Here is a 25,421-nt window from a genome sequence, read left to right as displayed (position 1 = left end):
GCCGGGAGGTGATCGCGGTGTTCGAGACCGAGCCGACGCGAACCCAACCACTTTATGTGGCTCGAGTGGTGTGAAGGTCGGATCAGCTTCATTCGCGACTACCGCAACGCCCGCTATGTTGCCGATGATGCGGAGCTGGCGCTGGACGCCAGGTCCCACGACGACGGAACCGGCGACTGCTCGTCGCGACGCCTAATCAAGCCCGATAGCAGCTCCATGCGGCACTCGTTGACAAGCCTGCCGTGATATGAACAGGATTATACAGGCTCACTGAACAGGTACCCATATGAAGCGACGCTCGGTTCAACTGTCTCCCGGCACGGGCAAGCCCGAACAGATCGCCACCGTTCTCGAACATGAAATCCGCTCCGGTGTTCTCGGCTTCGGCGACCGGCTGCAAAGCGAGAACGAGCTCGTCCATCGTTTCTCCGTCAGCCGCAACACCGTCCGCAAAGGCCTCGAGGAACTGTCCAGCCGCGGGCTGATCACCACCAAAGTCGGCATCGGCTCTTTCGTCACCTTCGATGGCAAGCCCGTTGATGACTCCATCGGTTGGTCGCGGGCGCTCGCCAATGCCGGCGCCAATGCAGAGACGCGGACGCTGCGGCTCGAGGTGATCGAGGATCCCGATCTTGCCGCACGGCTTGGTATAGAAAACCCGTTTTTCATCGCTGTCGACCGGGTGCGCACCAATGCCAGCGACGGCCACGCCATCTCCATCGAGCGCAGCCGCCTGCCATTGTCGCCGGAACTGGAGGACGTGCCGTTACGCGGGCTGCGCGAAGGCTCGCTGCACCAGACGCTGCGCGGCGCCGGCCTCATTCCCGACCATGGCGAGGAATGGGTCGGCATCGAAATGCTCAACGCCGAGGACTCTGCAATCCTCGGTTGCCCGCAAGGCACGCCGTTCCTTCGCGGTCGCCGGTTGACCCGCGCCGCCGATGACCGGCCGATCGAATATGTGACCAGCCTGCTCAACCCGGCGCATTTTGCGCTGCATATGAGGTTCTGAGTGATGCCGGACGACAACACCGGGAATATGACTGATCGGGCCATGGGGGCGCTTGTCGGCGGGGCACTGGGGGATGCGCTGGGCATGCCGACGCAGCTTTTGTCGCCGGCCCGGATTGCCGAACTCTACGCCCATGTAGAGGGCTTCATTGCTCCTTTCGCCGACCATCCGGTGTCGAAGGGGCTTCCCGCTGGAACGATCACCGACGACACCGAACAGGCGCTTCTGCTTGGCCGTATCCTGGTCGAATCCGGTAACCGCTTCGATCATGCGCGGTGGGTCAACGCGCTGCTCGACTGGGAGCGCGACGTCAAAGCGCGCGGCAGCTACGATCTGCTGGGACCATCGACCAAACGCGCCATCGACGCCATCAACAATGGCGTGCCGGCCGAGGAAGCGGGGCGCAGCGGCGACACAAATGGTGCGGCCATGCGCATTGCGCCGGTCGGCATCATGATGCCGCCAGAGCCGCTGGACGCGCTGGTCGCCAAAGTTGCCGAGACCTGCCGGGCCACGCACAACACCTCGGTTGCCATTGCGGCCGCAGCCGCCGTTGCGGCGGCCGTCAGCTGCGGCGTCGCCGGCGGCGACTGGCGCGCCGCTTCCGACAGCGCCATCGCCGCGGCGAGGTGCGGAGCAGCACTCGGCTATTGGGTGACCGGCGGTGACATTGCCGCCCGCATTGGGTGGGCGCAGGAGCTTGTGCGCGGCAAGGCGACGAAGGACGCGATCCGGCTGATCACCGATCTGGTCGGCACCGGCGTCGCCAGTCAGGAGTCCGTTCCGGCTGCATTCGCCGTGCTGGAAGTCGCCGGCGATGATCCCTGGCAAGCGGCGGTCATCAGTGCCAATCTCGGTGGCGACACCGATACGATCGGCGCCATCGCGACCGGCATGGCCGGCGCCTGCACCGGCTTTTCCCGACTGCCTCAGAACCGCATTGCAGACCTCAAGGGCATCGACATTGCGGCGGTTGGCGCGCTCACCGCCGACCTTGTTGCGGCCCGTATATCCAAGCGCCGTGCCGACAGGACGGGTCCCGGCAAGGATGCGGCGATATGAGTGGGCGTGTCGTCCATGTCGGCAGCGCGGTGGTCGACTATGTCTACCGCATCGACGCCTTGCCGGCGCCGGGTACGGAGAAGACGGCGTCGAGCTATACGCAAGTCGCCGGCGGCGGCTTCAACATGATGGTCGCGGCCAGCCGCACCGGCATGAAGGTGGTGTTCGGCGGCCAGCTCGGCAGCGGACCCAACGGCGACTTCCTGCGCGCGGCCTTAGCCAGCGAGGGGATCGAGACACTGACGACGCCATCGCCCATCATGGACAGCGGCAATTGCGTCGCCATGATCAGCAGCGATGCCGAGCGCACCTTCGTCTCGTGGCCTGGTGCGGAGAGCTTGCTCAGCCTTGACATGATGGCGCCCGTCTCGGTCGCCCCGGGGGATTGGGTGTTCACCTCCGGCTATACGCTTAGCTATCCGGGAAGCCGAGACGCGCTTGTCGACTGGATCGAGGCACTTCCGGCCGACACACCGCTTGTCCTCGACCCGACACCTGTCGTCGTCGACATTCCCCGCCCTATCCTGCCTCGGATACTCGCCCGCACCACCTGGTTGAGCTGCAACAGGATGGAAGCGGCCGCGATTGCCGGTCCGGGCGACGTCGAGACACTCGCGTCACGGCTTCTTAGCGACCACTCCCCGAAGGCCGTCGGCGTCGTTATTCGCGCCGGAGCGAAAGGCTGCCACATACGGCTGGCCGATGGCTCGGCGCAAACGAGTGCCGGCTTCGAGGTCGACGCCATCGACACCAATGGCGCCGGCGACACCCATATCGGCGCTTTCGTCAGTGCGCTGGCGCGCGGCGCGCCGCCTTTTGAAGCAGCGCGCTACGCCAATGCGGCGGCGGCCATTTCCGTCACCCGCCACGGTGGTTCATCAGCGCCGACCGACCACGAGATCCAGACATTCCTAAGCCATGCCGGCGGTCCGCCGATCGGCCTCCATGGCCGGAAGCAAGAGGCCAAACGCCCGACAGCCTGACAAAGCCCGGGAAGCGGGCAAACACAGAGAGGAACGAACATGCGCATGCCCGACTTGACTGCCCTGCTGACGGCGACCGCCGTCTTCACCTCCGCACTCGCATTTGCCGCCAAGGCCGACGAGGTGCACGTACTCAACTGGAAGGGCTACGGCGCCGACGAGCCGTGGGCCATCGAAGCCTTTGAGAAGGCGACCGGCAGCAAGGTCGTCAACGATTTTTTCAATTCCGAACAGGAGATGCTGACCAAGCTCAGGACCAATCCCGGCCTTTACGATGTCGTCATGATCAACGCCGCCTTCAACGACCAGGCGATGGCGGAAAAGCTGATCCAGCCGATCGACACGTCCAAGCTGCCGAACTTTCCCGACATCAGCAAGGACAAGGCCGGATCGCCGATGCTCGTCCATGACGGCAAGGTCTATGGCGTGCCGTGGGTCTGGGGCCTGACGGCGCTCGCCATCAATGAAAAATCCTTCGACAAGCCGCCGACGAGCATCGCCGAAATGTGGGATCCCGCTCACAAGGGCCGCGTCACCATCCGTGATGATGCCGTCGAGGCGGTTCAGTTCGGCGCCATTGCCACCGGCCAGAACATCAACGACATCAAGGATATCGAGGCGGTCAAGGCGAAGCTCACCTCGCTGATGCCGCAGATCAAGACGTTCTGGAGCTCGGAAAACGACTGGAACCAGATGGCTGCCTCTAACCAGATCGACATCGGCACCTATTGGAGCGGCTCGGCCGACCGCGCCAAGACCCATTTCAAGCTGCCGGTCTCGCTCGTGATCCCGCAGGAGGGCGCTGTCGCCTGGCTCGACGCCTTCTCCATTCCGGTCGGTTCCAAGAATGTCGCCGGCGCCGAGGCCTTCATCAACTACATGATCGACCCGAAGTTCTATGTCGAATGGGTCACCAAGGTCGGAGCCCCGGTATCCGCCAACACCAAGGCTGTAGAAGCACTTCCCGGCGATGCGTTCAACCGCAAGGTGATGGGTGACCCGGCAGTCGCCAAGCGCATTCAGTTCCAGGCGCCGATCACAGACGCCCAGCGCGAAACCTATCTGTCGCTCTGGCAGCAGCTCAAGGTCGACGTGAAGTAACAGCAGAAGCCGGGATCAGCCGACCATCCATGTCGGCTGATGCTTCCCATCCTGGGAGGAGGATGTCATGGCAGCACAGGTTGCGGCCGCGTCGCGCAGCGGATTGAGATCGGCCTTGCCGCTGCTGGCGCCTGCCTATCTCTGGCTGACGGTTGCGATCTTCCTGCCGCTCTCAGCCATGGTCTTCTTCTCCTTCATGACCGACCTGCCGCTGTCGGGAAAGCCGTGGGCGTTCACGCTCGAAAACTATGCCGCCTTTTTTTCACAAAGCCTTTATCTGACATTGCTTTTGGCCTCGCTGCGCCTCGGCCTCGAGGTGACGCTGTGGTGCATCGTCATCGGTTATCCCGCCGCTTATGTGCTGGCTAAGGTGCTGAAAGGCCGCAGCCGAGAGGCGATTTTCCTGCTCGTCATCCTGCCGTTCTGGTCGAACGGGCTGGTGCGCATCTTCTCCTGGGCGATGGTGCTGCGTGAAGGCGGCATCCTCGACACTGCGCTCAACGCCGTCCTGCCGTTCAAGATCAACATTGATCTTATCTATTCCTATCCGGCCGTCATCATCGGGCTGGTGCACTCCTACGTGCCTTACATGGTGCTGACGTGCTACTTGACCCTGCAGGCCATCGATGACTCGCTGATCGAGGCCGGGCGCTCGCTCGGCGCCTCGCGGCTGCAGGTGCTGAATCGAGTCATCATTCCGCTGTCGATGCCGGGGCTGGTGGCGGGCGCAGCGCTCGTCTTCGTCCCGGTTGTTGGTTCGTTCATGGAACCGCGCATCCTCGGCGGCCGTACCGGCACCTTTTACGGCACTGTCATCGAGGACCAGTTCGTCGCCGTGTTCAACTGGCCGCTGGGTGCTGCGCTCTCCTTTATCCTGTTGGCCGTCGTGCTGGTCATCCTGGCGGTTGCCTCGCCGGTGCTGCGGAGGGCTACGTGATGGCGACGACACGTGTTCTCGAATGGCTCGGCCGCCTCTACATCTGGCTATTGCTCGCCTTCCTCTATGTGCCCATCATCATCATGGCGCTAATGTCTTTCAACGTTTCGCCCTTCTACCAGCTGCCGTTCGAATGGACGACGGAATGGTATGTCTCGCTGTGGCAGAACGACCAGCTTATCTCAGCCACCTGGAACAGTGTCGAAATCGCAGTCATCACTACCATCATCTGCGTCGTGCTTGGCTCGGCGGCGTCACTTGCGCTCTACCGCTATGAGTTTCGCGGCAAGAAATTCCTGCAGGCGCTGCTGTTTCCGCCAATCGCCATTCCGTGGCTGATAACCGGCACGGCGATGTTGATCTTCTTCTTCGGCGTCGGCATTGGGCGCGGCCTGTTCGCTATCCTGCTTGGCCACGTCGCGCTTGCACTTCCCTACGTCATTGTCGTCGTGTCGGCCCGACTGCAGACCTTCGCGCACGAGCTGGAAGAGGCGGCGCGCTCGCTCGGCGCCAATCAATGGCAGTTGACGAACCGCGTCACGCTGCCCTGGATCATGCCGGGCGTCATTGCCGGCGGGCTGTTCGCCTTCGCCGTGTCCTTCGACCAGTTCGTCGTATCCTACTTCTTGTCGACGCCCGGCCAGACGACGCTGCCGGTCGAAATCTACGCCGCGATCCGCAAGGGATTCACCCCCGAGATCAATGCGGTCTCGACGATCATCATTGTCGTGTCGATGGCACTGATGCTGCTGACGGCGCGCTTCTTCAAATTCGGCGGAGAGAAGTAATGGCTGGCGTCCAAGTAGCGAACGTGTCGCGCGCTTTCGGTGCCCACAAGGCGCTGGACGATGTGTCTATCGATTTCGCCGATGGCGGCTTCTATGCCCTGCTCGGGCCGTCAGGCAGCGGCAAGACCACGCTGCTGCGACAAATCGCGGGCTTCGACTTTCCCGATTCCGGTCGCATCACCATAGGTGGTGAGAGCGTCGAACGGGTGCCGGTCGAAAAACGGCGCATCGGCATGGTGTTCCAGAACTACGCCCTGTTTCCCAATATGAGCGTCTCCGACAATATCGCCTTCGGCTTGTCGGTGCGCGGCGAGCAAAAGGCGGTGATTGCCAGCGAGGTGCAGCGAGCACTCGACCTCGTGCAGCTCAGCAGGCTCGGCGGCCGACGGCCGCACCAGCTGTCCGGCGGCCAGCGCCAACGGGTGGCGCTCGCTCGCGCGATCGTCATCCGGCCGCGCGTGTTGTTGCTCGACGAGCCGCTCGGGGCGTTGGACAAGGCGCTGCGGGTCGACATGCAGATCGAGCTCAAGCGCATCCAGCGCGAGATCGGCATCACCACCATCTTCGTCACCCACGATCAGGAAGAAGCGCTGACGATGAGCGACCGTATCGGCATTCTGCGCGATGGCAAGCTGGTGCAGGAAGGCCCGCCCGAGGAGATCTACGATCGGCCGACGAGTGAGTTTGCCGCTACCTTCCTGGGCGACGCCAACATCCTTCGCGGCGACAGCACGGGCAACGGCATCCGGCTGCCGGACGGCACAGCGATTGCCGTCGGCTCCGGTACCAAGCTTGCCGCTGGGGCCAAGGCAAGCTGCGCCGTGCGGCCCGAACGCATCCGCATCTTCACCGATGCCGAGGCTCCGGATACGGCCAACGGGAATCTGCTGCGAGGCCAGGTATCGAAGCGCATCTTCGCCGGAAATAGCAGCACCTACTTTGTCGAGCGTGCTGGCCAGACGCTCAAGGTGATTGTGCAGAACACCGGCGCTGTCAGGCTGGCGGAAGGTCAGGATGTCGTGCTGCGTTGGTCGCCGGAAAGCACCGTCTTGATCGTCGCGGGGTAGCAGGCCAGAGATACACCACTGACCGACTCAGATGGGGCTTTTGTGATGGCAAAAGATTGCGACCTCCTGGTTGAGGTCCGCGCCAGAAACGCCGATACGTCCCCCCTACGAGACCATCGCAATTTTTTGGTGGTCTTGCGGCCCGGAGCAACCGATCCCGGCAATGGGATGGACAACGACATGGTTGGCATCGCCAAGGTCTTGCCGATTGATAGTTTCACTCAGAAGCGGTGCGCCGGGCTTGCGGCTAGTGCGCCGTTTGCTGCTGTTTTGAGATTTGGCCAGGTGCGATTCATTGGCCTCGAAGACAAGCCTCCGTCAAGCCAGGCATCACGATCTTTGCCTCTAATCCTCCCACATTCAATGTCGCTTTCGGGACCCGGCAAACCGATCCAAGGCACGGCTGCGAGCACGCGCCCTGGGGAGCCGGAGTAGACCTTTGAGCGGGGTGCGGATGGCAGCTTTGAACGTGCGATCCCATCGTCCCGAACGATGTAGATTTACCAGCAAGTCGTTATTGTTCCTGGGCTCCTTCGCCACGTTCGCTCACGACTGGTCGCGTTTCCTTTCGCCGTTTCTGTGGGAAACCTGTGGGATGAGCACACCGCGTTTGTGCCTTGTGATTTGAGTTATACTCGGAACGGTTTGCGGCGACTTGGAGAAAACTGGCTTCTTCGTGATCTTCTCGGCCGCGTCTGCCAAGAAATTAGGATGATGATGGCCGTAAGTTTCGATCAGGACATCCACTGTAATGCCAAGAAAGCCCGCAGCCTGCCACATATCGGTGCCGGCCTGCATCATCCAAGTCGCCGCGGTGTGGCGGAACACGTGCGGAGTAACGTCGGGCCCTAGGCCGGCGATTTCGCGCGCCGTCTTGAAGCTCTTGTCTATCGACTGCACCGGCTTTCCATTCCATTCCACGACAAAATCCTGCGATATCTTGCGACCGATGTTCGCACTTTTGCCGCCCGATTTGGTCTCGATGTGAAGATCAGTGCGCGCCCAGCGCCGGAGGTGCGCCAGCAGCCGCTCGGGCAACGGTACAGGGGGTTGGCGCTTCTTGGTCTTCCTTGTGCCGGTGGCACCGCGATAGAAGATACCGCGGTCTAGGTCCACATGACCGCGCCCTTTCGTTGGGCGCATGGCGGCACCGCAGATTGCGGCCGAGCGCGTTCCTGTATAAAGTGCGACGAGGATGAAGCGCGCGAGATGTCGCCCAGTGCGCCGGCCGCTCTCTTGGCCCTTCCATGTCTGCTTCATACGCCAAGCTGCCCAGATCAGTGCGGCCGCCTCACTGCGGGTCAACCAGCGTTCGCGGGCGGCGGCCTTGTCTGGCAGGGTGATGACCGGTGCGGCGGTTGTATAACCCTCCTTGCGGTAGTAGTTGATGGCGGCACGAAGATCCTCGAGTTGGCGGCGCGCCGCGGCTTCGGTGGGGCGCGACGCAATGTACTCGCGGCAGAGTTTGCCATTGATGGCGGCGAGAGTTTTTTCCCCGAAGTAATCAAGGACCTTGTCCAGCCGAGCCGCCGTCTCTTCTGGTGTCGCGTGCTTCGGTGCAACCTCTTTAAGGTAGAGGTTGACCACATCGGCAATTAAGACGTCCTCGGCTCCCCGCGCTCGGTGGTATTTGCTTCCGATGTAGGCGGCGAGCGCCTTTTCAGCTTCAGTTCCTGGACGGCCTTTTTCGCCGCCGCCAGCGCTGATGAAGCTGGATCCATCGCGGATAAACCATCCAGCTTTGTTTCGGCGCGTTCCATCTTTTTTCCAGCTTTCGTCACGCCATACCAGGCGTGGCCCTTTCGACGTCCGCGGCATAGTTCCCTCATCCTCGCGATTGCCATCAAGCTCACGTATTCCTTTCCGGCGATTAGCTCCGTTTCAAGTCGACCGGCGTCACGTTCCTTGCGTAGGCCTGCTGCGCTCATCGAGCCGTCGGGAAAGGCAATTCGCGCAGCGATTTCGACGCGCAGTGGTGTGGTCTCGTCGAATTGGTCGGGGATTTTCATAAGAAGTCCTCAGCAGTTCTTAGGTCCGAGCTGTTCGCCGACCTCGTTGAGCACTCCGTCCTGTCTCGCCGTTCTGGACATGGTCCTGCCGGAGAACTCTTCTCCAAAAAACCGGCTGCGAAAACCGCCCGCCGGAGGTGCTGCGGCGAAGAGGCGCCTTCGACCTGTCAATCGGAGTGGTTGCGCAACAAGTCTATGGCTGGCCTCTGCTTCCAGTCCGGCCAGACACACTCCTAAAGGGATCCGACCGTCGTTTCAGTATCAATACTGCCGGCAGGGCCTATTGCGTCGCAACGCCCGCGCGCGCCGCGCCGCCTTCAGGCGAGCAGGGCAGCGGAGTATCTCCTTCGCTTCTTGGCTGGCAGCGTCATTGCTGGCGACGATTAGCGGCAGGCCGCCCGTGATGACCAACCACGTCCAAATCGATTTCCCGTCGCAAAAAGCGCTCTGTTCGCTCTCGAACTCAGCCGCATGCCCTCGGTGTCGCACGCCACAGCGCCGAAGGCGTGATGAAGAACGCAGATGCTTCCAATGGGGCGACCGGCCCCGCTCGTCGTTCATCGCCGCGCTGTGGTCCTTAATCGCTACTGCTGCACGTTTGTATGTTGCAGCCGCGTTTGTAAACAGGAACGCCGTCACTGAGTTGCTACCCCGCGACAACCTCGGTTGGCTGCCAAGCACAAGAGGACGAGGAGTGCCGGGATCTCCATGACGAGTTTGAAGGTCGAGAGAGAGGCTCTCGACTGCCCGTCTCGGAGTACATCCCGATGGCGACTACCCCTCAGAAAATTACCCTTCTGTCCTCGCGAGACATTGCCTTCAAGAACGTGGAGTTCTCCATGTCCCAGGTCCGCGTCAAGGCTGACATCTGGATCGAGGACCTACCTGACCTCGTAGCTGAAGTGACGACCCACTCGCACCTCATCGTGCGCAAGACGACCAGTGGTTGCATCGAGCGCCTTGCCGTCGAGATTCGCGCAGGGTCGGCCAGTCCCACTGAGCCACAGGCGCCCGAACCCGCAATTCTGGGCAAGCTGCTGGAGCGCTATCAGCGCATCGACACGCGGGAGGATGCATGATGCCCCGACACGATGCGTCCGAACTGGCCCACCGCCTGGGCCGACAGGCCGAAGCGGTTTGTCGCCACTATCTTTCGAGCGGACATCGCGAGGGACGCTACTGGCTTGTTGGCGATGTCCGAAACACGCCGGGTCGCTCGATGTTCGTGCGGCTCGTCGGCTCGCAGAGCGGAAAGCGCGCAGCCGGCAAATGGACTGACGCGGCGACCGGGGAGTATGGCGATCTTCTCGATATCATCCGCGAAAGCCGCGGCTTGAGCGACTTCAGGGACGTTGCCCATGAGGCAATAACGTTTCTCGGCCTACCCCATCCCGAACCAGAGCAGACATCAATCCGGTCGAAGTTGCTGGCCGCGCCGTCGGAAATGTCGGAGAAAGCGCGTCGGCTATTTGCGATGTCGCAGCCGATTGCGGGTACGGTCGTAGAGGCGTATCTGCACAACCGCAGTATTGCCGCTTTGCACGGGACCGGAAGTCTGCGTTTTCACCCGCGCTGCTACTACCGGCCCGACGAACAAGCGCCGACTGAGACCTGGCCGGCGATGATCGCTTCCGTCACCGATCTCGACGGCCATTTGACTGGCGTACATCGCACATGGCTTGATCCTTCCGGCAGGGGCAAGGCACCGGTCGGTACGCCGAGGCGCGCGATGGGCGATCTTCTCGGTCACGCGGTTCGCTTTGGCCCGCCGGGCGACGTCATGGCGGGCGGCGAAGGCATCGAGACCGTCTTGTCGCTTCGGTGCATCCTGCCCGATATGGCCATGGCAGCGGCACTCTCGGCCGCCCATCTTGCTGCCATGCTGTTCCCCCCCACACTGAGACGGCTCTACATCGTGCGCGACGCCGATCCAGCCGGTAACGGCGTGCGTGACATCTTGATCGAAAGAGCGAATGCTGCCGGGATCGAGCCGGTCGTGCTCTCGCCGGCACTTGGGGACCTCAACGAAGATCTCTGTACGCTAGGCGTGGATGCCGTTCGAGCAGCAGTCCGTGTTCAGCTCGCCCCCCAGGACATCGCCCGTTTCATGGCAGTGGCGGGATAACTCGGAACGAACAGCCTGTCCGCTGTCGCTTGCATCACTTGGATGCTCCTGAAGTCGAAGAGAACCGCGCCTGCGGGCCTTCCAGAGGGCGATCGGCCAGCAAACGACCCGGACCCGCAATGTCTCCGGCCGACTATTTTCCGGCGCGCTCCCCAAGGGAGCGCTTTCCATCGCGAAGCAAAATAGCCGGCCTTCACCCTCCTCCGCTGACACTCCGGCCCTTCGCTTCGCTGCGGGTGCAGGTCCGTCCCGTCCGCCGGCTTCCGTCGCCATGAAGGCCGCGAGGGTCGCGGTCCAACCGGCGGAGCATCCAATGAGCGAGCATGACGACTACGAACCACAGCACTCGTCTTCACCCATCGACCACGTCCTCACCGAACTCCAGCTCTATGGCTACCGTCCCTTCGTGGATGAGCCTGATCCTCGACCGCTTCCAGAGGGCCACTGCGTCGCCGGCGCGATGGCCGACATCTTCGACGCCCTCATCGTGGCACTGCAAGACACTCGCCTCGAGCCCGATCTCGACGATCTTCTGTCGTCGACCGTCAACATCTTTCACCGCGCCGCAGATCGGATCGAGCGCGAACTCGATCACAACGAGCAGGCGCAACGCCGCAGCCAGCGTGAGCAGGACGGCAGCGAAGTGAAATCGGTCGAGCTGGAACGCCTGACGGCCGAAGGGCAGACGCTGATCGAACGCCAAAGCGCCTTCGAACTGATGCGTGATCAGGCCGCGGAGCACTACGAGCGCCACACCGGATCGAGTTGGCGACCGCGCAGCGGATCGATGGTCAACCATCGCAACATGACCTCTGCGCTCATCGACAGCCGCGATTTTCTCAGCGCCAAGAAACGCGCCTCGCAGGAAGTCCTTCTGCCACCTGGCCCGAAAATCGCCTTCACCGCTGGGCTCGACTTCAATGACCACCAGCTGATCTGGGCCAAACTCGACCAGGTCCACGCCAGGCATCCCGACATGGTATTGATGCACGGGAAATCGCCGAAGGGTGGCGAAAAGATCGCCTCCTGTTGGGCAGACCATCGCAAGGTACCCCAAATCGGCTTTGCCCCTGATTGGACAAAGCATGCCAAAGCCGCCCCGTTCAAGCGCAATGACGCAATGCTGGAGGCGCTGCCGATAGGCGTCATCGTCTTTCCCGGGACCGGAATTCAGGACAATCTTGCAGACAAGGCAAAGAAGCTCGGCATCCCAGTCCTCGACTTCCGCCCCAAGGGAGGCGGCGCGTAAGCGCTGCCCGCCCTACCCTTTTTTCGATTGTACGATACGGCCGCGGTCGGGCAGCGTGTACTGTATTTGCAGTTCGCTGGAGTGCTTGGCCCGGGATGCCGGATCTCCGCCCGGCGCCGCCCGTCTTTTGCGATACTCAGTCCGCGCCCTAGCAAAGGCGCGCGACGCCGTCACGCTTGCCGTCAACGTTTCAGCTGCGTCGCAGCTGGCATCACAGCTGCGAATAACGACGCCCGTTCAACCGAACAGGGGCTGGATCTGGGCGAATTCACCGAACAACCGGCGCGGGCAGGATGTTTTTTTCTGACCGGCCGTCGCATTGTTAACGTTGTCGCTGGCACGGCATCGCGCGACGCACAGTTCGAATCCACGACGGCGTGCCGTCTCGTTCCAAAGATAGCGGATATCCGGTGATGCACGTCAGCCGTGACTTGAACCATCACGTGCGTGCCTTAAGCGCGGTGCCGACAACAGCTTGCGACTTCGCGATGCCTGTACAGAGGAGCATCGAGGCCGGTGATCGTCGTAGCCGGGATTTCGCCAGCGACGGTATCGCCAGGTTCTCCGTTGATGTCTCTATCTGGTGGGCCGCTCCAAACGGCCTCTTTAATGGGCTGATCTGGCCGAAGGTCGGCTGCGCCTCGATCGCCTAAGCCGCAATGGCGCCGATCGACTTTCTTCCCCTGCCGGCTGCGCCGTCATTCCTCGCCAAACAACAAAGTCGCTTGGCTGCCATCCTCCGCTGGCGCTGCGGTCGCAAGCGATGCGGCGTCGATCGCCTCCGGCCCGCGGATCGCCATCGAGGCCGCAATGGTGCGGGCTCGAAACAGAGTTCAAGGAGAAAACTCATGGCGATAATCGGAACCTTCAAGAGGACCGGCAACAACGAGTTCACCGGCGAAATCGTCACCCTCTCGCTCCAGACCAAGAACGTCCGCGTCGTGCCCGAGACCAACCGCTCTGGCGACAGCGCCCCCAGCCACCGTGTCTTCGTCGGGCGGGTCGAGATCGGCGCCGCATGGTCCAAGCGCTCCAATGACGGCCGCGACTATCTCGGCGTGAAGCTGGACGATCCGAGCTTCACTGCTCCGATCTACGCGAACCTCTTCAACGATGAGGAAGGCGAAGGCTACAGCCTCATCTGGTCGCGCCCCAACGGCCGCCGCAACGCGGAGTAAGGCCCCGACCAAGGCTTCGCCCGGACGAACAGGGCGGGGCCGTCCTCCTTTTCACGACAAGGTGAGCGCAGTTGCTGCGCAACGAGCTCCGTCGGACTTGGGGCGACTACCTGTCGTGTTCGCGACTGGAGACTTCATTCCTGCATGTTGCCTCGCCGATCATCGAAAATTGGCGGTGTTTCCCGCGTCAACTCACGGTGCCGATTTTCTGATCAACTCGCATGGGTCCACATTCAGCGCAGTTGCGATCCTCCCAAGAACACTGATGCTGGCCGAGACCCGAGCGCGCTCGATCGATCCGACGTAACGCATGCTCAGTCCAGAGCGGGCGGCCAGTTCCTCCTGCGTCACGTTCTGGTCATGGCGCAGACGACGCATGTTGGCCGCCATGATCTCCTTGAGATTCATGACGGATTAGGGACCAGAAAGGGAACTATCGTTCTAGGAATGATCGTTCCTATTCGCTATGATTGGTGCTCGATCTAAAGGACGGCTCCTTCGAGATCGCGATCGAAATATGAACGGTCAAATACAATGCTTAAACCGCTGCTCGATCCTGATGTCGCCGACATTGCGCCGGATGCCCCGGTCCTGACCGGCTATGACGAGGAGCGTCTGCTCACCTACATTCGCCTGCTTGACGCGGCAGCGGAAGATGCCGATTGGCGAGAGGTGGCCAGGATCGTCTTGCATATAGACCCGGAGCAGGAGCCGGAACGAGCGTTCCGGTCCTGGGAGACCCATCTTGCCCGCGCGCGATGGATGACGACCAGCGGCTACCGATATCTTCTCGCTGGCGGCGCTCCGCACTGACGCGGCCGGCGCTCCATTTTGCTGAATCGGCATAATGGTTTGCCGACTCTCAAACTATCCAACTTCCTTATGCCCCTGAATGTTGACGCCGACGCCTCACATCCGGGTACGCGGAGAGGACAGGAACAGTGCAAGGCGATTGGACCGATCCGGCGGCGTATTCACACATGTGCAGCTACCAGGCTACGGAGTTCGCTGCCGAGTATCTGATCCGGAATGACGAATTCGTGGCAGAGTGCAGCCAGCTTGCATCGCAATTCGCTGGTTCTGGTCAGCCCGATCTCGCCGCCCGTTGGGGCGCGCGATTTCAAAACTGCCGGTGCCGGACTTCCGAAAGCTGACAATATCATCTGGACAGAACAGGCCTCGCCGCGCGTGCTCCGGGTCATGCGGGTATCTGCATCCCATCAAACAGTTCGACCTTCCAGCCTTGCCGGAGCCAGCGTTTGGCCGCAGGACGAAGGCCTTCACATTATTTGGTCTACCTTAATTGGGAAAAGTCATCTCGTCGCTGACGACCGCGCCGGTGAATTCAACGCTATCCTTCTGCCGCTCGACGCTGCATTCGAGACGCGGCTCGATGCAGCGCGCCGGTTCTGGCGCGCACTGAACGGCCGGGCAGCCAGTCCATCTTACGGCGCGCTGCCGCAACAGACCAAGACCAGGCATATCCTCAATTTACGCGCACATGATGGTCACCGCACGGGTGCAACCTATCGTCAGCTCGCGGAGGTGCTGTTTTCGCAGGAGCCGATTGTGCCGCGAGATTGGCGTGATCATCATCTCCGCCACAAGGTCCGAGCTATCTTACGCCGTGCAGCTTTTTTAGTCGCCGGCGGCTATCGCGATCTTCTCTTCTACCCCCACAACCGTAGCGAAAAGTCCGGCCGCCGAAGTCCTTCTTCGGGGTAGCAAAAACGCGCCCCCCAATCTTTGCCCTCCCTCGCCTTTCCTGATTTCGATCATGGTCCACTTCGCGCGTCCCGGCAGGCCAGGACGACAGCAGAACCGAATGGAGATCGAGCGATGTCGAAGGGTCCCGCGGACGCGCCCCAAAAGTATTTGCGCACGAAGGAGGCAGCACCCATCGTCGGGCTCTGCGCCCGCACACTCGAAAAGCACCGGACCTACGGCACCGGCCCAAAATACCGAAAGGTCGGCGGGCGCGTTCTCTACGACATCAACGACCTGCACGCCTGGATAGAGCTGGGGGCACGCACCTCCACCAGCGATGTCAACGCGACCTATGTTCCGCCGGCAAAACCCCATGCAGCCCGCGCGCCCGCCTATGTCGGCAGACGCGACCGCAGCTCCTGATCTGTGGCGCACCGAAAATGCAGTATCGCGAGACCGTTCAGCAGCAATTTGCGCTGCCTCATGTCCCCTCATCCGGCTTCCCTCCACGCGGCACGGAGGACGTCGTGGCGCGGCAGCTCGTCTTATTGGTGAAATCCCGCCGCCTGACACCGATCCACTCTCATGCGCGCGACCTGCGTTGAGGCGGCAAGTGTGCACGGCATGGCAACGATTTGGAATCGCTGCCATCCTGGTCTGGGCTGTGTCGCAAAACATCCACGCGCAAGCCAGGAGATTGCAACCGCGCCGCCTGGTAGCGGCGAAACAGCAGCAAACCCTGACCTTCATGTCGCCGCGTAAACGGCGGCACGTCCACAGCCGGATAGCCGCACGCGAGCAGCCGAGTCCATACACGGGCAAGCGTCTTAAAGCTTGCCTGCTGCGCCCCGGGATCGAGTCATGAGCAAGCGCACAAAGATCATCGCCACCATGGTTGGCGGCGCAGTGCTCGCCGCGGCGCCGGCATGGATTAGCCATCCGCCGATATCCATCTGGAACGCATCGGGGAGCATCCCCGTCGGGCTCTATCGCGTCCAGCCGGCCGACAAAATCGGTATTGCCAATATCGCCGTCATCATGCCGCCCGAGCCCTTGGCGGCCTTCATGGCAAGACGCGGGTATCTGCCGAAAAATGTGCCGCTCCTGAAGCGTATTTTGGCACTCGGGGGCGCAACCGTCTGTCGCCAAGGCACAACCATCATCGTCAACGGCAAGACGTATGGACATGCGCGCGAGCGTGACAGTCGCGGTCGACCCCTGCCCATCTGGCAGGGCTGCCGCGACATTGCAGAGGCCGACGTCTTCCTTATGAACCTGGGTGCAGCCGACAGTTTTGACAGCCGCTATTTCGGCCCGCTCCCGCTCTCATCGATAGTTGGCCGCGCGGTTCCCGTCTGGACCACGGAGCGCACCACTCCGGTGCTGGATATCACCAACGATCCCCTCGCTAGCGAGCCGTGACGGCTTGGCTCGACGCGCACTAACACTCAGAAAGGAGCACTGCAATGACCCAGATCGGAACCTTCACGCGCAACGATGACGGCTTCTTCGGCAATCTCTCCACGCTAACAATCGAGGCGAAGATTGCCATCCTGCCTGCCGAGAAATCCAAAACCGAAAACGCGCCCGACCATCTGATCTATTGCGAAGGGATGGCGGTCGGTGCGGCTTGGGACCGCGCTGGAGACAAGGCTGGGGATTACCTCTCCGTCTCAATTGACGACCCGTCCTTTACGCAGCCGATCCGCGCCAAGCTGTTCCGGTCCGATGCAGAGAACAACGTCTGGAGCCTGCACTGGAACCGATCATCGAAGCGCGACGGGCGAGGCTGAACAGATGCTTCTGGAGCCCTTCGACGAATCTTTCTCGCCAACCCTTTTGATCCATTGCGCGCCGGTCAAACCCTTCGATCTGACCGCCCGCGAGGCAGCCCAGAGGGGGCCGGACACTTGCTTGTGGCTGCGGACGCCGATTTCATCACAGTTTTGGCAAAGCCGGTTCGATTGGCAAGCCCCTGCCCTTAACGGAAGCGAACACCGTCGCAGGCTGGCAGCGCATCGGTTCTGCGGTCTGCGGGATGCAGCCCACAGAGGCATGACGACGTTTGCCGCATGTGTCATGCTCGGCTTCGTGGCGCCCGAAACTGGTGCAGCGGCTTCCTCTGCTGGTGAACGGCCGGCGCACTCCGAGTCGACGATCTTGTCGGCTGGCCCGTGGTCGCAGCATATCCGGGAAGCGTCAAAACGCTTCGCCATTCCAGAGCGGTTGCTGCGCGGCGTCATGCATGTTGAGAGCGTCGGCGATGTTCGTGCGCTTTCAAGCAAGGGCGCAATGGGCTTGATGCAGATCATGCCGGCGACGTGGGAAGAACTGCGCATCAAATACCGTCTCGGTGACGATCCCTATCAACCGCGTGACAACATTCTTGCAGGTGCAGCATATCTTCGCGAAATGCTCGACAGCTTCGGGCGCAGCGGCTTTCTTGCCGCTTACAATGCCGGTCCTGGTCGGTACACGGAACATCTCTTAACCGGCCGTCCGCTGCCACGCGAGACGGTCGACTACGTCAGGAAACTCGCGCCGCTGCTCGATGGTGCAGTTCTCAGTCCGCGGCGCGCGCGGCAAGGAAGGGGCAGAGCCAGCTCTCTCCGTCCAACGATCTTTGCGCATCCCCATGACATTCGGAACGCCACTGCATCGGATGGCAATGGTTATGGCGAGACGATCTTTGCGGCGATTCATTCGTCCGCAATGCGGTCGCCAATGGGCAATCCTTGTTGCGGACCTGACCGCGATCGAGCCACGGCCGGGTGAAACCGATTTCCAATCGAACCACGCTGTTTCCGGCCTATTCGCTCAACCCTCTTTAGCCATATCGCGATGATCGCCACGTTCCTCCTCAATTGCATTCCGGCCTGTTCCGTCGCGGAAATTGCGGCGGAAGGGTTGGCTGTGGATGAGAACAGAGAGATTGGCAGGATAAAGGGCCGCGAGGTGCGGCTCGGTTCGGCCGATTGTTTTCCTTACGATTTTCGTCTCATTTCGCAATGTGCTGGCACAATCAGCGATGTGCGCTATTCCCAATTTTTCAGTCTTTCAATGGAAACCGCACCTCGTGGCCGTCTAGCATGAAGCGTGACGATAGCTTTCGCGTCCGCCCCGGTCGCATCCGCTCCCGCGCCGGCCAGCGCGCACGACCCTTCATCTTCCAGGCTCTTGCGGCCACACAGCGCGCCGGCGGGCACCTTACACGCGAGGGTCGGATCACCTCCCCGCGAGCTTCAACGTTTGGCCGCGGCCGGTCAGCGAGCATCCGCGCCAGTCGCCTCATCTCTGACAGCTCACGCGGCGCCGTCGTCAAGACCCGTGTGGTACGGCAGTTCAGAGGGTCTGCGCCACTCGCCACCCATCTCAAATATCTTCGCCGCGAAGGTGTTACACGTGATGGTGAGAAGGCGAGGATGTTCGGTCCCGACACCAAAGATGCAGATCATGACGCCTTCTGCGACCGCTGCAAGGATGATCGGCATCACTTCCGTTTCATCGTTTCGCCGGAGGATGCAATGGAGCTCGGCGACCTCAAGAACTTCGCTTGTGACCTGATGGTCGACATGGAGCGCGACCTCGGCACGAGGCTCGACTGGATAGCCGTCGATCACTGGAACACCGAACATCCGCACGTTCACATCCTCGTTCGCGGCGTTGCCGACGATGGCGAGAGCCTTGTCATCTCGCGCGACTACATCCGCCAGGGCATGCGCGATCGGGCGAGCGACATTCTCACCCAGACGCTTGGGCTCCGCACGGACCTCGACATCCGCCAGGCCATCGAGCACCAGGTCGACACTGAGCGCTGGACGCAGCTCGATCGCCAGCTTGTTCGTGACGCCGACCGTCATGGTATCATTGATCTCGCGCCACACCCTGATCGCCGGCCCGACGAGTTCCTGGGGCTCAAAGTCGGCCGGCTGCGGCAACTGGAAAGCCTGGGCCTCGCGAACGAGATCCGTCCCGGCCAGTGGATGGTGGTCGAAGAGGCCGAGGCCACTTTGCGCGCCCTCGGTGAACGCGGCGACATCATCAAGCGCATGCACCGCAGCCTCACTGTGCATGGGCTAGAAAAAGGGACGGCCGACTATGTGCTGGCCGCCGAAAAGATTGATGCGCCCGTGATCGGCCGACTGCTCGAACGCGGCCTTGATGACGAACGGCGCGGCGCGGCCTATGCCATCGTCGATGGCATTGATGGACGCACGCACCACATTCGCTTCCATGACCCTGATGCGGCCGGAGACTCCGACCCGGGCTCGGTCGTGGAGTTGTGCCGCGATGCGAGTGCAAATGGCGGTGGCCGGGTCACGCTCGCGGTCCGCTCCGACCTCTCAATCGAACAGCAGGTCCATGCTTCCGGCGCGACTTGGCTCGATCGCCAACTCGTTGCACGCGAGCCTGCCGAATTCGGTGACGGCGGCTTTGGCAGGGACGTAAGACAGGCACTGCAAGATCGGGTCGACCACCTTGTCAGCCGCGATCTGGCCAGGCGCGAGGGACAGCGCGTCATTCTTGTGCGCAATCTGATCGATACTCTACACGATCATGAGGTGGAATCGCTCGGTGCCCGCCTCGCCGCCGAGACGGGCCTCTCATTCACGAAGGCTGCCAACGGCGATCATGTGGCTGGGATTTACCGGCGGCGTTTCTCGCTGGCTTCAGGCCGGCTCGCGATGATCGACAATGGGCTCGAATTCAAGCTCGTGCCCTGGTCGCCGTCGCTCGAAAAGCGATTGGGTAATCAAGTCATCGGGATCGTGTGCTCGGATACGGGGGGCGTGGATTGGAACCTGGGAAAGAAGCGCGGCATCGGGCTATGAAGGTTACAGGCGTATGCTCTATCCTGATGCTGGGAAGCCAGCACGGTCGCACATTCTATTTGTACCCGCGCAGTGAAGCGCCGATTGCCTCGCAAAACAGGGACTTTGCGCATCCTCGATTCAGTCTGGCGCCCGCGATCGCGGCACTGGCGCTGTTTGCCTTCGTCTATCATTGGAACAGCTATCTGTGGCCGCTGACAGTTTTGCAGGGCAATGCAGAGGATTATCCGATCGTCATTAGCCTCAGCCGCCTGCTCAGCTACAACAGAGGCGCCCTCAATACAGGACTGGTCATGGCCGGCGCCACGCTCGCCGTGCTGCCGCCATTGATGCTCTTCGCCTTCCTGCAGCGCTTCTTCGTGGATTCGATCGTCGGCTCGGCGGTCAAGGGATAATGGACCAGCGCGGCGCTCTGTGCTAAGGTGTACACAGATCAACAGGACACCGCTATGGCCGCTAGCACCACTATGACAATTCGCGTCAGTCCCGATGTAAAGGAAAAGCTCGACCGGATCGCAACCGACACCCGGCGTAGCAAGTCGTTCCTCGCAGGTGAAGCCGTCGCAGCGTATGTCGATCGCGAGCTTGAAATCATTGAAGGTATCAAGCGCGGCCTTGCTGATGTCGAAGCTGGGCGCATCGTGTCTCATGATAAGGCCATGGCAGAAATTTATGCCGCGATTGATGCAGGCACGGGCCGCAAGGTGTGACGCGAGCCGTTCAGTGGTCTCGCGGTGCGCTGGACGACATCAAGGAACAGATCGCCTATATCTCGCAGGATAATCCGCGCGCTGCGCGCCTGGTCGCAGACCGGATTCTGGAAGCAGGGGCCGCGCTTGGGGAAATGGCAACCGGGCGACCCGGCCGTGTATCCGGCACCTATGAAAAGCCTTTGAGTCGCCTGCCCTACATCATCGCTTACGCCGTGACCGCCAAGGGCGGCCGGGAAAGCATTTCAATTTTGCGGGTGATCCACGCAGCGCGCGGTTGGCAGGACGAGGAATGGCCGAACTGAGCGAGATCTCGCGACGAAGGGGCTTTAATCGCGAGCGGATTTGCTGCCAACAATTTTGACAGCAAGCTGCCGGGTATTGCTCCCGAGTTTAACCGGAGACCTGGGTGGGAGCATATACGTCGAGCACGTTCTGAGTTTCGTCCGTTCGCAATGAGTTATGGCTGCTAACGATCTGGCAAAAACCACGATTCAGTCCGCGGTCAGCACGACCTTGACACTCTGTGAACGGTCGGCGGCAAGTCGGAAGGCATCGGGGGCGCAAGAAAGCGTGCGCTCCGCTGTCATCAGCTTCAGGACGTCCACCTCCCCCGACACGATGAGATCGACCGCCCGGCCGAACTCCGTGCCGAAGCGGAATGTGCCTTTGAGGTCGATCTCCTTGGCCATCACCGCATTGGCCGGCAGCGGGATCTGGCCACCGGGAAGATTGCCGACCTGGACCACCGTGCCGCCGCGCCGGACACTGGCGATCGCCGCGGCAAGGCCGGCGGCAGTGCCTGAAATCTCGAACGCCACATCAAGCGAACCGCCGGCAGCAAGCGCCTGGAGTTCGGCGTCGCCGCCGGAAAGGTCGATCGTCCTGTCGGCGCCCAAACTGCGGGCGAAGGCGAGCGGCGCGGCGGCGATATCGACGACGGTCAGTTCAGCGCAGCCGGCAAGCCTGGCCGCGAGCATGGTCAAGAGACCGATGGGGCCGGCACCGAACAGGATGACGTTGCGGCCCCTGATGTCGCCCGCCCGCGCGGCGGCGTGCAGGCTCACCGCCAGTGGTTCGGCAAGTGCCGCCGCCTGGTAGGCCACATCAAGTGGAACCTTGAAACATTGCGCGGGCGTGGCGTCGAACAGACTGACGAAGCCGCCCTGCATATGCGGTGTCTTCGATGCCGAGCCCATGAAGTAGATGTTTTCGCAGAGATTGGCCCGCCCCTCCAGGCATCGCGCGCAATGCCCGCACCAGCGCGACGGATTGACCGCGACATGGTCGCCGACGCCCAGGCCGGGCGCGGCGCCGTTGATCTCGACGATTTCGCCCGAGATCTCGTGGCCGAGGACAAGCGGCGAGGTGACGACGAAGTCACCGGTACGGGCATGGCGGAAATAATGCAGGTCGGAGCCGCAGATGCCCCCTGCCCCGAAGCGCACACGCACCATGCCTGGTGCCAGCGGTTCGAGCGGATGCTCCACGACGCGAAGGTCCTGCGGGCCGAACAGCGTCGCGGCAATCACCTGGCCACTCACCGGATCAGTTCCATCTCGGTCGGCAGCCAGAGCGTAATGGCGGGTATGAAGGTGATCAGAAGCAGCGCCACGATCAGCGGCACCAGCCACGGCAGGATCGCCATGGTGGTGCGCTCGACCGAGAGCTTGGCGACGCGCGACAGCACAAAGAGCACCATGCCGAGCGGCGGGTGCAAAAGCCCGATCATCAGATTGAGCGTCATGATCAGCCCGAAATGCACAGGGTTGATGCCGTAGACGGCAGCGACCGGCAGCAGGATCGGCACCAGAATCGTGATCGCGGCGATCGTATCGAGGAAGCAGCCGACCACCAGCATCAGGATGTTGACCAGGATCAGGAAGACCCACTTGTTTTCGGTGAGCGCGAAGATGAAGTTCGAAAACAGCTGTGCTGCCTGGCTGACGGTGAGCAGCCAGGCGAAGATCGATGCGGCGGTAACGATGAACAGCACCGAGGCGGTCGTTTCGATCGTGTCGAAGCTGGCCTTGGCAAGCAAACGCAGCGTCATCGTGCGGTAGCGCACCAGCCCGAGGAAAAGCGACCAGATCACAGCCGCCATCGCCGCTTCGGTCGGCGTGAACCAGCCCATCGTCATGCCACCGATCAGGATGACCGGCGTCATCAGCGCCATGACCGCAGAGAAATCGAAATACCAGTCCGCCACGATCAGCACCAGCAGCGCTATGCCGACCGCGATATTGATCGACAGGCCAAGCTGCACCAGCACATAGCAGCCAATCGGAAAGGCAGCCACCACCAGCACCTCGCCCGCCGCTTCGGCCAGCCGCCGAAGCTCGAAGGATGTGTCGGAGCCCCAGCCGCGCCTGTAGGCGAAGATGGCGACCGTGATCATCATCAGCACGGTCATGACCACGCCGGGCAGGATGCCGGCCATGAACAGCGCGCCAATAGAGACATTGGCCATCATGCCGTAGATGACGAAGGGCAGCGAAGGCGGGAAGATCGGTCCGAGCGTGGCTGAAGCGGCGGTAACCCCGACCGCGGCGTCGATCGGATAGCCGTGGTCCTTCATCGCCTTGATCTCGATGGTGCCAATGCCGGCAGCGTCGGCGAGCGCGGTGCCCGACATGCCGGAAAAGATCACCGATCCGATGATGTTGACCTGCGCCAGGCCGCCTTTCATCCAGCCGACCAGGGCAAGGGCGAAGGAATAGATGCGCCCGGTGACGCCGGCGATGTTCATGAGGTTGCCGGCCAGGATGAAGAACGGAACGGCGAGCAGCGGAAAGCTCTCCACCCCGGCGATCATGCGCTGGGCCGCGATGATATCGGGCGCGACGCCGTAGATGACGAGGTAAAGGATCGACGCGGCCGCCATCGAAACGGCGACCGGCACGCCGATGAGCATCAGGACAAGAAAGCCCCCTACCAGAAGCAGCATCGCTCAGACCCCCGCCGTCTCGAACGCACCAGGACGCTCGAGCACCGAATAGCCGCGCCTGTAATTGCCGATGAAGACCTGGATCGAGCGCAGAAGCATCAGCACGAACCCGGCCAGTACGGCGTAGAAGAACCAGCGCCGCGGCAGGTTGACGGTGACCATGCGCTCATGCGCCACGATCGTGACGTAGCGCCACATCAGCCAAGATCCGTAGGCGAAGAATGCGATGCGGATAACATCGACGGCGAGCGCCAGCCAGCGGCCGACGCGCTCCGGCAGATAGTGGTAAAGCACGTCGACATGGATATGGCGCGAAAGGCGCACGCACATGGCGGCACCCAGAAAAACGACGACGACGAGCGCGTTGATGGCGATCTCCTCGGTCCAGGCAAGGCTGTTGTTCAGCGCATAGCGGGTGAAGAACTGCAGGAAGACACACACGACCATGCCCCAGAAAACGGCAAGCGTGATCCAGTCCTCGATGCCGTGGTCCGACAGGTCGACGTGTACCGGCACCTCCTCGAAGGCGTGCGCGATCTCTTCGACGGTGATCTCGGTGTGGTGTTCCTCGGCCATCGGCGCGGGCTCCCGAAGCTGGTGGGTCGTCAAGGATTGAAAAGGCCGTCCGGCGCAATTTGAAGCCGGACGGATGGGCAGGTTAAAGCGGCGATTCCGATTGCCGCCCTATCCTCTTGATTGAGCATCGGGTTTCCGATGCTCTACTTGATAGCGCGGATCGCTTCCCAATCGGCCTTGTTGTAGCCGAACTCCTCGAAGGTGACCTTCTCCAGCACATTCTTCTCGAAGTCGGCACGGTCGACATCGGTTACGCTGATGCCGCGGTCCTTGAATACCTGCACCAGTTCCTTTTCGCGGGCGACGATCTTTGCCGTGGCGCGGGCGGCAGCCTCCTGCATCACCTCGGTGAAGATCTTCTTGTCCTCATCGGAAAGCGAGGCCCAGCGCGACGCCGATATGATGGTGTTGAGATGATCGACTATATGGCCAGTGAGCACGATGTTCTTCTGCACCTCGTAGAATTTCTTCGCCTCGATGGTGGTCAGCGGGTTCTCCTGGGCCTCCACGGTGCCGTTCTGCAGGGCCAGATAGACCTCGGCGAAGGCAATCGGCGCCGTGTTGGCGCCGCAGGCACGCGGCATGGCCAGATAGGCCGGCACGTCGGGAACGCGCATCTTCAGGCCCTGCATGTCGGAGCACTTGGCGATCGGCCGGTTCGAGGTGGTCTGCCGCGTGCCGTAATAGGTGGTGGCGGCGATATGATTGCCGGTCTTGTCCTCATAGCCCTTGGTCAGGGCCTTGTAGACGTCGCTTTTGGTGTATTTCAGCAGATGGTCGGCATCGCGGAAAGTGTATGGGAAATAGGTGACGCCGATGGGTGGATATTCGCGCGCCGCGAAGCTCGATCCGGAAATGATGATATCGACGGTGCCGAGCATCAGGCCCTGGTTGATGTCTGCTTCCTTGCCAAGCTGCGAGGCCGGATAGACGTCGATGGCGTAGCGGCCCTGGGTGCGCTTCTTGATCTCGTCGGCAGCCCACACGGATTCGGTGTGGAAGGGCTCCGTCGTCTCGTAGACATGTGCCCATTTCAGGACCGTTTCCGCCGAGGCCGACGCCATGGGTATGGCAATTGCGGCGATCGCACCGAGCAGAACTGCGTATTTTCTCAGCATCTAATTCCTCCCTGGTTGAA

The 25,421-nt window shown here is 61.8% G+C and carries 30 protein-coding genes; 24 read left to right on the top strand and 6 right to left on the bottom strand.

Annotated features, from left to right (window positions below; all coding sequences use genetic code 11):
- Positions 1-286: 286 nt before the first annotated feature.
- From NKI58_RS18735 to NKI58_RS18705, 7 genes are all read left to right on the top strand, one after another.
- Positions 287-1,012: a GntR family transcriptional regulator gene (locus tag NKI58_RS18735; protein WP_352592653.1), complete on the top strand. Its 726-nt coding sequence runs from the start codon at positions 287-289 to the stop codon at positions 1,010-1,012.
- A gap of 27 nt (positions 1,013-1,039) precedes the next feature.
- Positions 1,040-2,074 carry an ADP-ribosylglycohydrolase family protein gene (locus tag NKI58_RS18730; RefSeq protein ID WP_352592650.1) on the top strand — a complete coding sequence of 345 codons (1,035 nt, stop codon included), beginning with the start codon at positions 1,040-1,042 and terminating at the stop codon, positions 2,072-2,074.
- Positions 2,071-3,057 (top strand): PfkB family carbohydrate kinase, encoded by a 987-nt coding sequence (locus NKI58_RS18725; protein ID WP_352592648.1) that lies wholly within the window; start codon positions 2,071-2,073, stop codon positions 3,055-3,057. Before NKI58_RS18730 ends, NKI58_RS18725 begins: the two co-directional genes overlap by 4 nt.
- A gap of 39 nt (positions 3,058-3,096) precedes the next feature.
- Positions 3,097-4,158 (top strand): ABC transporter substrate-binding protein, encoded by a 1,062-nt coding sequence (locus NKI58_RS18720; RefSeq protein WP_352592645.1) that lies wholly within the window; start codon positions 3,097-3,099, stop codon positions 4,156-4,158.
- A gap of 67 nt (positions 4,159-4,225) precedes the next feature.
- Entirely contained in the window at positions 4,226-5,095 is an 870-nt protein-coding gene (locus tag NKI58_RS18715; RefSeq protein WP_352622845.1) for an ABC transporter permease, read from the top strand.
- Positions 5,095-5,883: an ABC transporter permease gene (locus NKI58_RS18710; RefSeq protein WP_352622846.1), complete on the top strand. Its 789-nt coding sequence runs from the start codon at positions 5,095-5,097 to the stop codon at positions 5,881-5,883. The genes NKI58_RS18715 and NKI58_RS18710 overlap by 1 nt, the downstream gene beginning before the upstream one ends.
- Positions 5,883-6,950, top strand: a complete 1,068-nt coding sequence (locus NKI58_RS18705; RefSeq protein WP_352592639.1) for an ABC transporter ATP-binding protein — start codon at positions 5,883-5,885, stop codon at positions 6,948-6,950. The genes NKI58_RS18710 and NKI58_RS18705 overlap by 1 nt, the downstream gene beginning before the upstream one ends.
- 546 nt (positions 6,951-7,496) lie before the next feature.
- Here NKI58_RS18705 and NKI58_RS18700 read toward each other — a convergent pair.
- Positions 7,497-8,768, bottom strand: a complete 1,272-nt coding sequence (locus NKI58_RS18700) for a tyrosine-type recombinase/integrase (RefSeq protein ID WP_352622847.1) — start codon at positions 8,766-8,768, stop codon at positions 7,497-7,499.
- Positions 8,769-9,726: 958 nt separating this feature from the next.
- Between NKI58_RS18700 and NKI58_RS18695 the strand changes: the two genes are divergently transcribed.
- The 5 genes from NKI58_RS18695 to NKI58_RS18675 all read left to right on the top strand — a co-directional run bounded on the left by NKI58_RS18695 (position 9,727) and on the right by NKI58_RS18675 (position 13,511).
- A complete protein-coding gene (locus NKI58_RS18695; RefSeq protein WP_352592633.1) occupies positions 9,727-10,038 on the top strand; it encodes a hypothetical protein in 312 nt (103 codons plus the stop codon).
- Entirely contained in the window at positions 10,038-11,084 is a 1,047-nt protein-coding gene (locus NKI58_RS18690) for a DUF7146 domain-containing protein (RefSeq protein WP_352622878.1), read from the top strand. Before NKI58_RS18695 ends, NKI58_RS18690 begins: the two co-directional genes overlap by 1 nt.
- A gap of 313 nt (positions 11,085-11,397) precedes the next feature.
- Positions 11,398-12,333, top strand: coding sequence for an SLOG family protein (locus NKI58_RS18685; RefSeq protein ID WP_352853583.1), 936 nt, complete (start codon positions 11,398-11,400; stop codon positions 12,331-12,333).
- Between the two features lie 413 nt (positions 12,334-12,746).
- Entirely contained in the window at positions 12,747-12,986 is a 240-nt protein-coding gene (locus NKI58_RS18680; RefSeq protein WP_352786857.1) for a hypothetical protein, read from the top strand.
- Positions 12,987-13,181: 195 nt separating this feature from the next.
- The gene (locus NKI58_RS18675; RefSeq protein ID WP_023674291.1) at positions 13,182-13,511 is read left to right on the top strand and encodes a DUF736 domain-containing protein; all 330 of its coding nucleotides are present in this window, start codon (positions 13,182-13,184) and stop codon (positions 13,509-13,511) included.
- Between the two features lie 192 nt (positions 13,512-13,703).
- On the opposite strand, the gene NKI58_RS18670 is transcribed toward NKI58_RS18675, so the two are convergent.
- On the bottom strand, positions 13,704-13,919 hold the full coding sequence (locus NKI58_RS18670; RefSeq protein ID WP_023674290.1) for a helix-turn-helix domain-containing protein: 216 nt from the start codon (positions 13,917-13,919) through the stop codon (positions 13,704-13,706).
- 126 nt (positions 13,920-14,045) lie between these two features.
- Here NKI58_RS18670 and NKI58_RS18665 point away from each other — a divergent pair, with 126 nt between their 5' ends.
- The 12 genes from NKI58_RS18665 to NKI58_RS18610 all read left to right on the top strand — a co-directional run bounded on the left by NKI58_RS18665 (position 14,046) and on the right by NKI58_RS18610 (position 21,065).
- The gene (locus NKI58_RS18665) at positions 14,046-14,324 is read left to right on the top strand and encodes a DNA -binding domain-containing protein (protein ID WP_023674289.1); all 279 of its coding nucleotides are present in this window, start codon (positions 14,046-14,048) and stop codon (positions 14,322-14,324) included.
- A gap of 167 nt (positions 14,325-14,491) precedes the next feature.
- A complete protein-coding gene (locus NKI58_RS18660; protein WP_352853589.1) occupies positions 14,492-14,665 on the top strand; it encodes a transcriptional regulator domain-containing protein in 174 nt (57 codons plus the stop codon).
- 46 nt (positions 14,666-14,711) lie between these two features.
- The gene (locus tag NKI58_RS18655) at positions 14,712-15,236 is read left to right on the top strand and encodes a DUF2285 domain-containing protein (protein ID WP_352452158.1); all 525 of its coding nucleotides are present in this window, start codon (positions 14,712-14,714) and stop codon (positions 15,234-15,236) included.
- Positions 15,237-15,350: 114 nt separating this feature from the next.
- Positions 15,351-15,641: a helix-turn-helix transcriptional regulator gene (locus NKI58_RS18650; RefSeq protein WP_352576619.1), complete on the top strand. Its 291-nt coding sequence runs from the start codon at positions 15,351-15,353 to the stop codon at positions 15,639-15,641.
- A gap of 438 nt (positions 15,642-16,079) precedes the next feature.
- Positions 16,080-16,640 carry a S26 family signal peptidase gene (locus tag NKI58_RS18645; protein WP_352592625.1) on the top strand — a complete coding sequence of 187 codons (561 nt, stop codon included), beginning with the start codon at positions 16,080-16,082 and terminating at the stop codon, positions 16,638-16,640.
- Positions 16,641-16,684: 44 nt separating this feature from the next.
- Positions 16,685-17,011 carry a DUF736 domain-containing protein gene (locus NKI58_RS18640; RefSeq protein ID WP_352592622.1) on the top strand — a complete coding sequence of 109 codons (327 nt, stop codon included), beginning with the start codon at positions 16,685-16,687 and terminating at the stop codon, positions 17,009-17,011.
- Positions 17,012-17,015: 4 nt separating this feature from the next.
- Entirely contained in the window at positions 17,016-17,993 is a 978-nt protein-coding gene (locus NKI58_RS18635; RefSeq protein ID WP_352853581.1) for a lytic transglycosylase domain-containing protein, read from the top strand.
- A 66-nt stretch (positions 17,994-18,059) separates the two neighbouring features.
- Complete coding sequence (locus NKI58_RS18630; RefSeq protein ID WP_156937256.1) at positions 18,060-18,311, top strand: hypothetical protein; 252 nt, start codon at positions 18,060-18,062, stop codon at positions 18,309-18,311.
- Complete coding sequence (locus NKI58_RS18625) at positions 18,308-20,050, top strand: relaxase/mobilization nuclease domain-containing protein (RefSeq protein ID WP_352592617.1); 1,743 nt, start codon at positions 18,308-18,310, stop codon at positions 20,048-20,050. Before NKI58_RS18630 ends, NKI58_RS18625 begins: the two co-directional genes overlap by 4 nt.
- The gene (locus tag NKI58_RS18620) at positions 20,047-20,445 is read left to right on the top strand and encodes an ABC transporter permease family protein (RefSeq protein WP_352592614.1); all 399 of its coding nucleotides are present in this window, start codon (positions 20,047-20,049) and stop codon (positions 20,443-20,445) included. The genes NKI58_RS18625 and NKI58_RS18620 overlap by 4 nt, the downstream gene beginning before the upstream one ends.
- Positions 20,446-20,499: 54 nt before the next feature.
- Complete coding sequence (locus NKI58_RS18615) at positions 20,500-20,760, top strand: CopG family ribbon-helix-helix protein (RefSeq protein WP_352452153.1); 261 nt, start codon at positions 20,500-20,502, stop codon at positions 20,758-20,760.
- Positions 20,757-21,065: a type II toxin-antitoxin system RelE/ParE family toxin gene (locus NKI58_RS18610; protein WP_352592611.1), complete on the top strand. Its 309-nt coding sequence runs from the start codon at positions 20,757-20,759 to the stop codon at positions 21,063-21,065. The genes NKI58_RS18615 and NKI58_RS18610 overlap by 4 nt, the downstream gene beginning before the upstream one ends.
- Positions 21,066-21,254: 189 nt before the next feature.
- On the opposite strand, the gene NKI58_RS18605 is transcribed toward NKI58_RS18610, so the two are convergent.
- The 4 genes from NKI58_RS18605 to NKI58_RS18590 form a co-directional block, all read right to left on the bottom strand.
- Positions 21,255-22,304: an L-idonate 5-dehydrogenase gene (locus NKI58_RS18605; RefSeq protein ID WP_352592608.1), complete on the bottom strand. Its 1,050-nt coding sequence runs from the start codon at positions 22,302-22,304 to the stop codon at positions 21,255-21,257.
- On the bottom strand, positions 22,301-23,707 hold the full coding sequence (locus NKI58_RS18600) for a TRAP transporter large permease (protein ID WP_352622855.1): 1,407 nt from the start codon (positions 23,705-23,707) through the stop codon (positions 22,301-22,303). Before NKI58_RS18600 ends, NKI58_RS18605 begins: the two co-directional genes overlap by 4 nt.
- A gap of 3 nt (positions 23,708-23,710) precedes the next feature.
- A complete protein-coding gene (locus NKI58_RS18595; protein ID WP_352455843.1) occupies positions 23,711-24,283 on the bottom strand; it encodes a TRAP transporter small permease in 573 nt (190 codons plus the stop codon).
- A 143-nt stretch (positions 24,284-24,426) separates the two neighbouring features.
- Positions 24,427-25,401 (bottom strand): sialic acid TRAP transporter substrate-binding protein SiaP, encoded by a 975-nt coding sequence (locus NKI58_RS18590; protein ID WP_023717039.1) that lies wholly within the window; start codon positions 25,399-25,401, stop codon positions 24,427-24,429.
- Between the last annotated feature and the right edge of the window lie 20 nt (positions 25,402-25,421).

It is taken from the genome of Mesorhizobium sp. M0522, from assembly GCF_040321085.1.
Classification (GTDB): Bacteria; Pseudomonadota; Alphaproteobacteria; order Rhizobiales; family Rhizobiaceae; genus Mesorhizobium.
The sequence above is the reverse complement of the archived record's forward strand: the minus strand, read 5'-3'. Positions and strand labels throughout refer to the sequence as shown.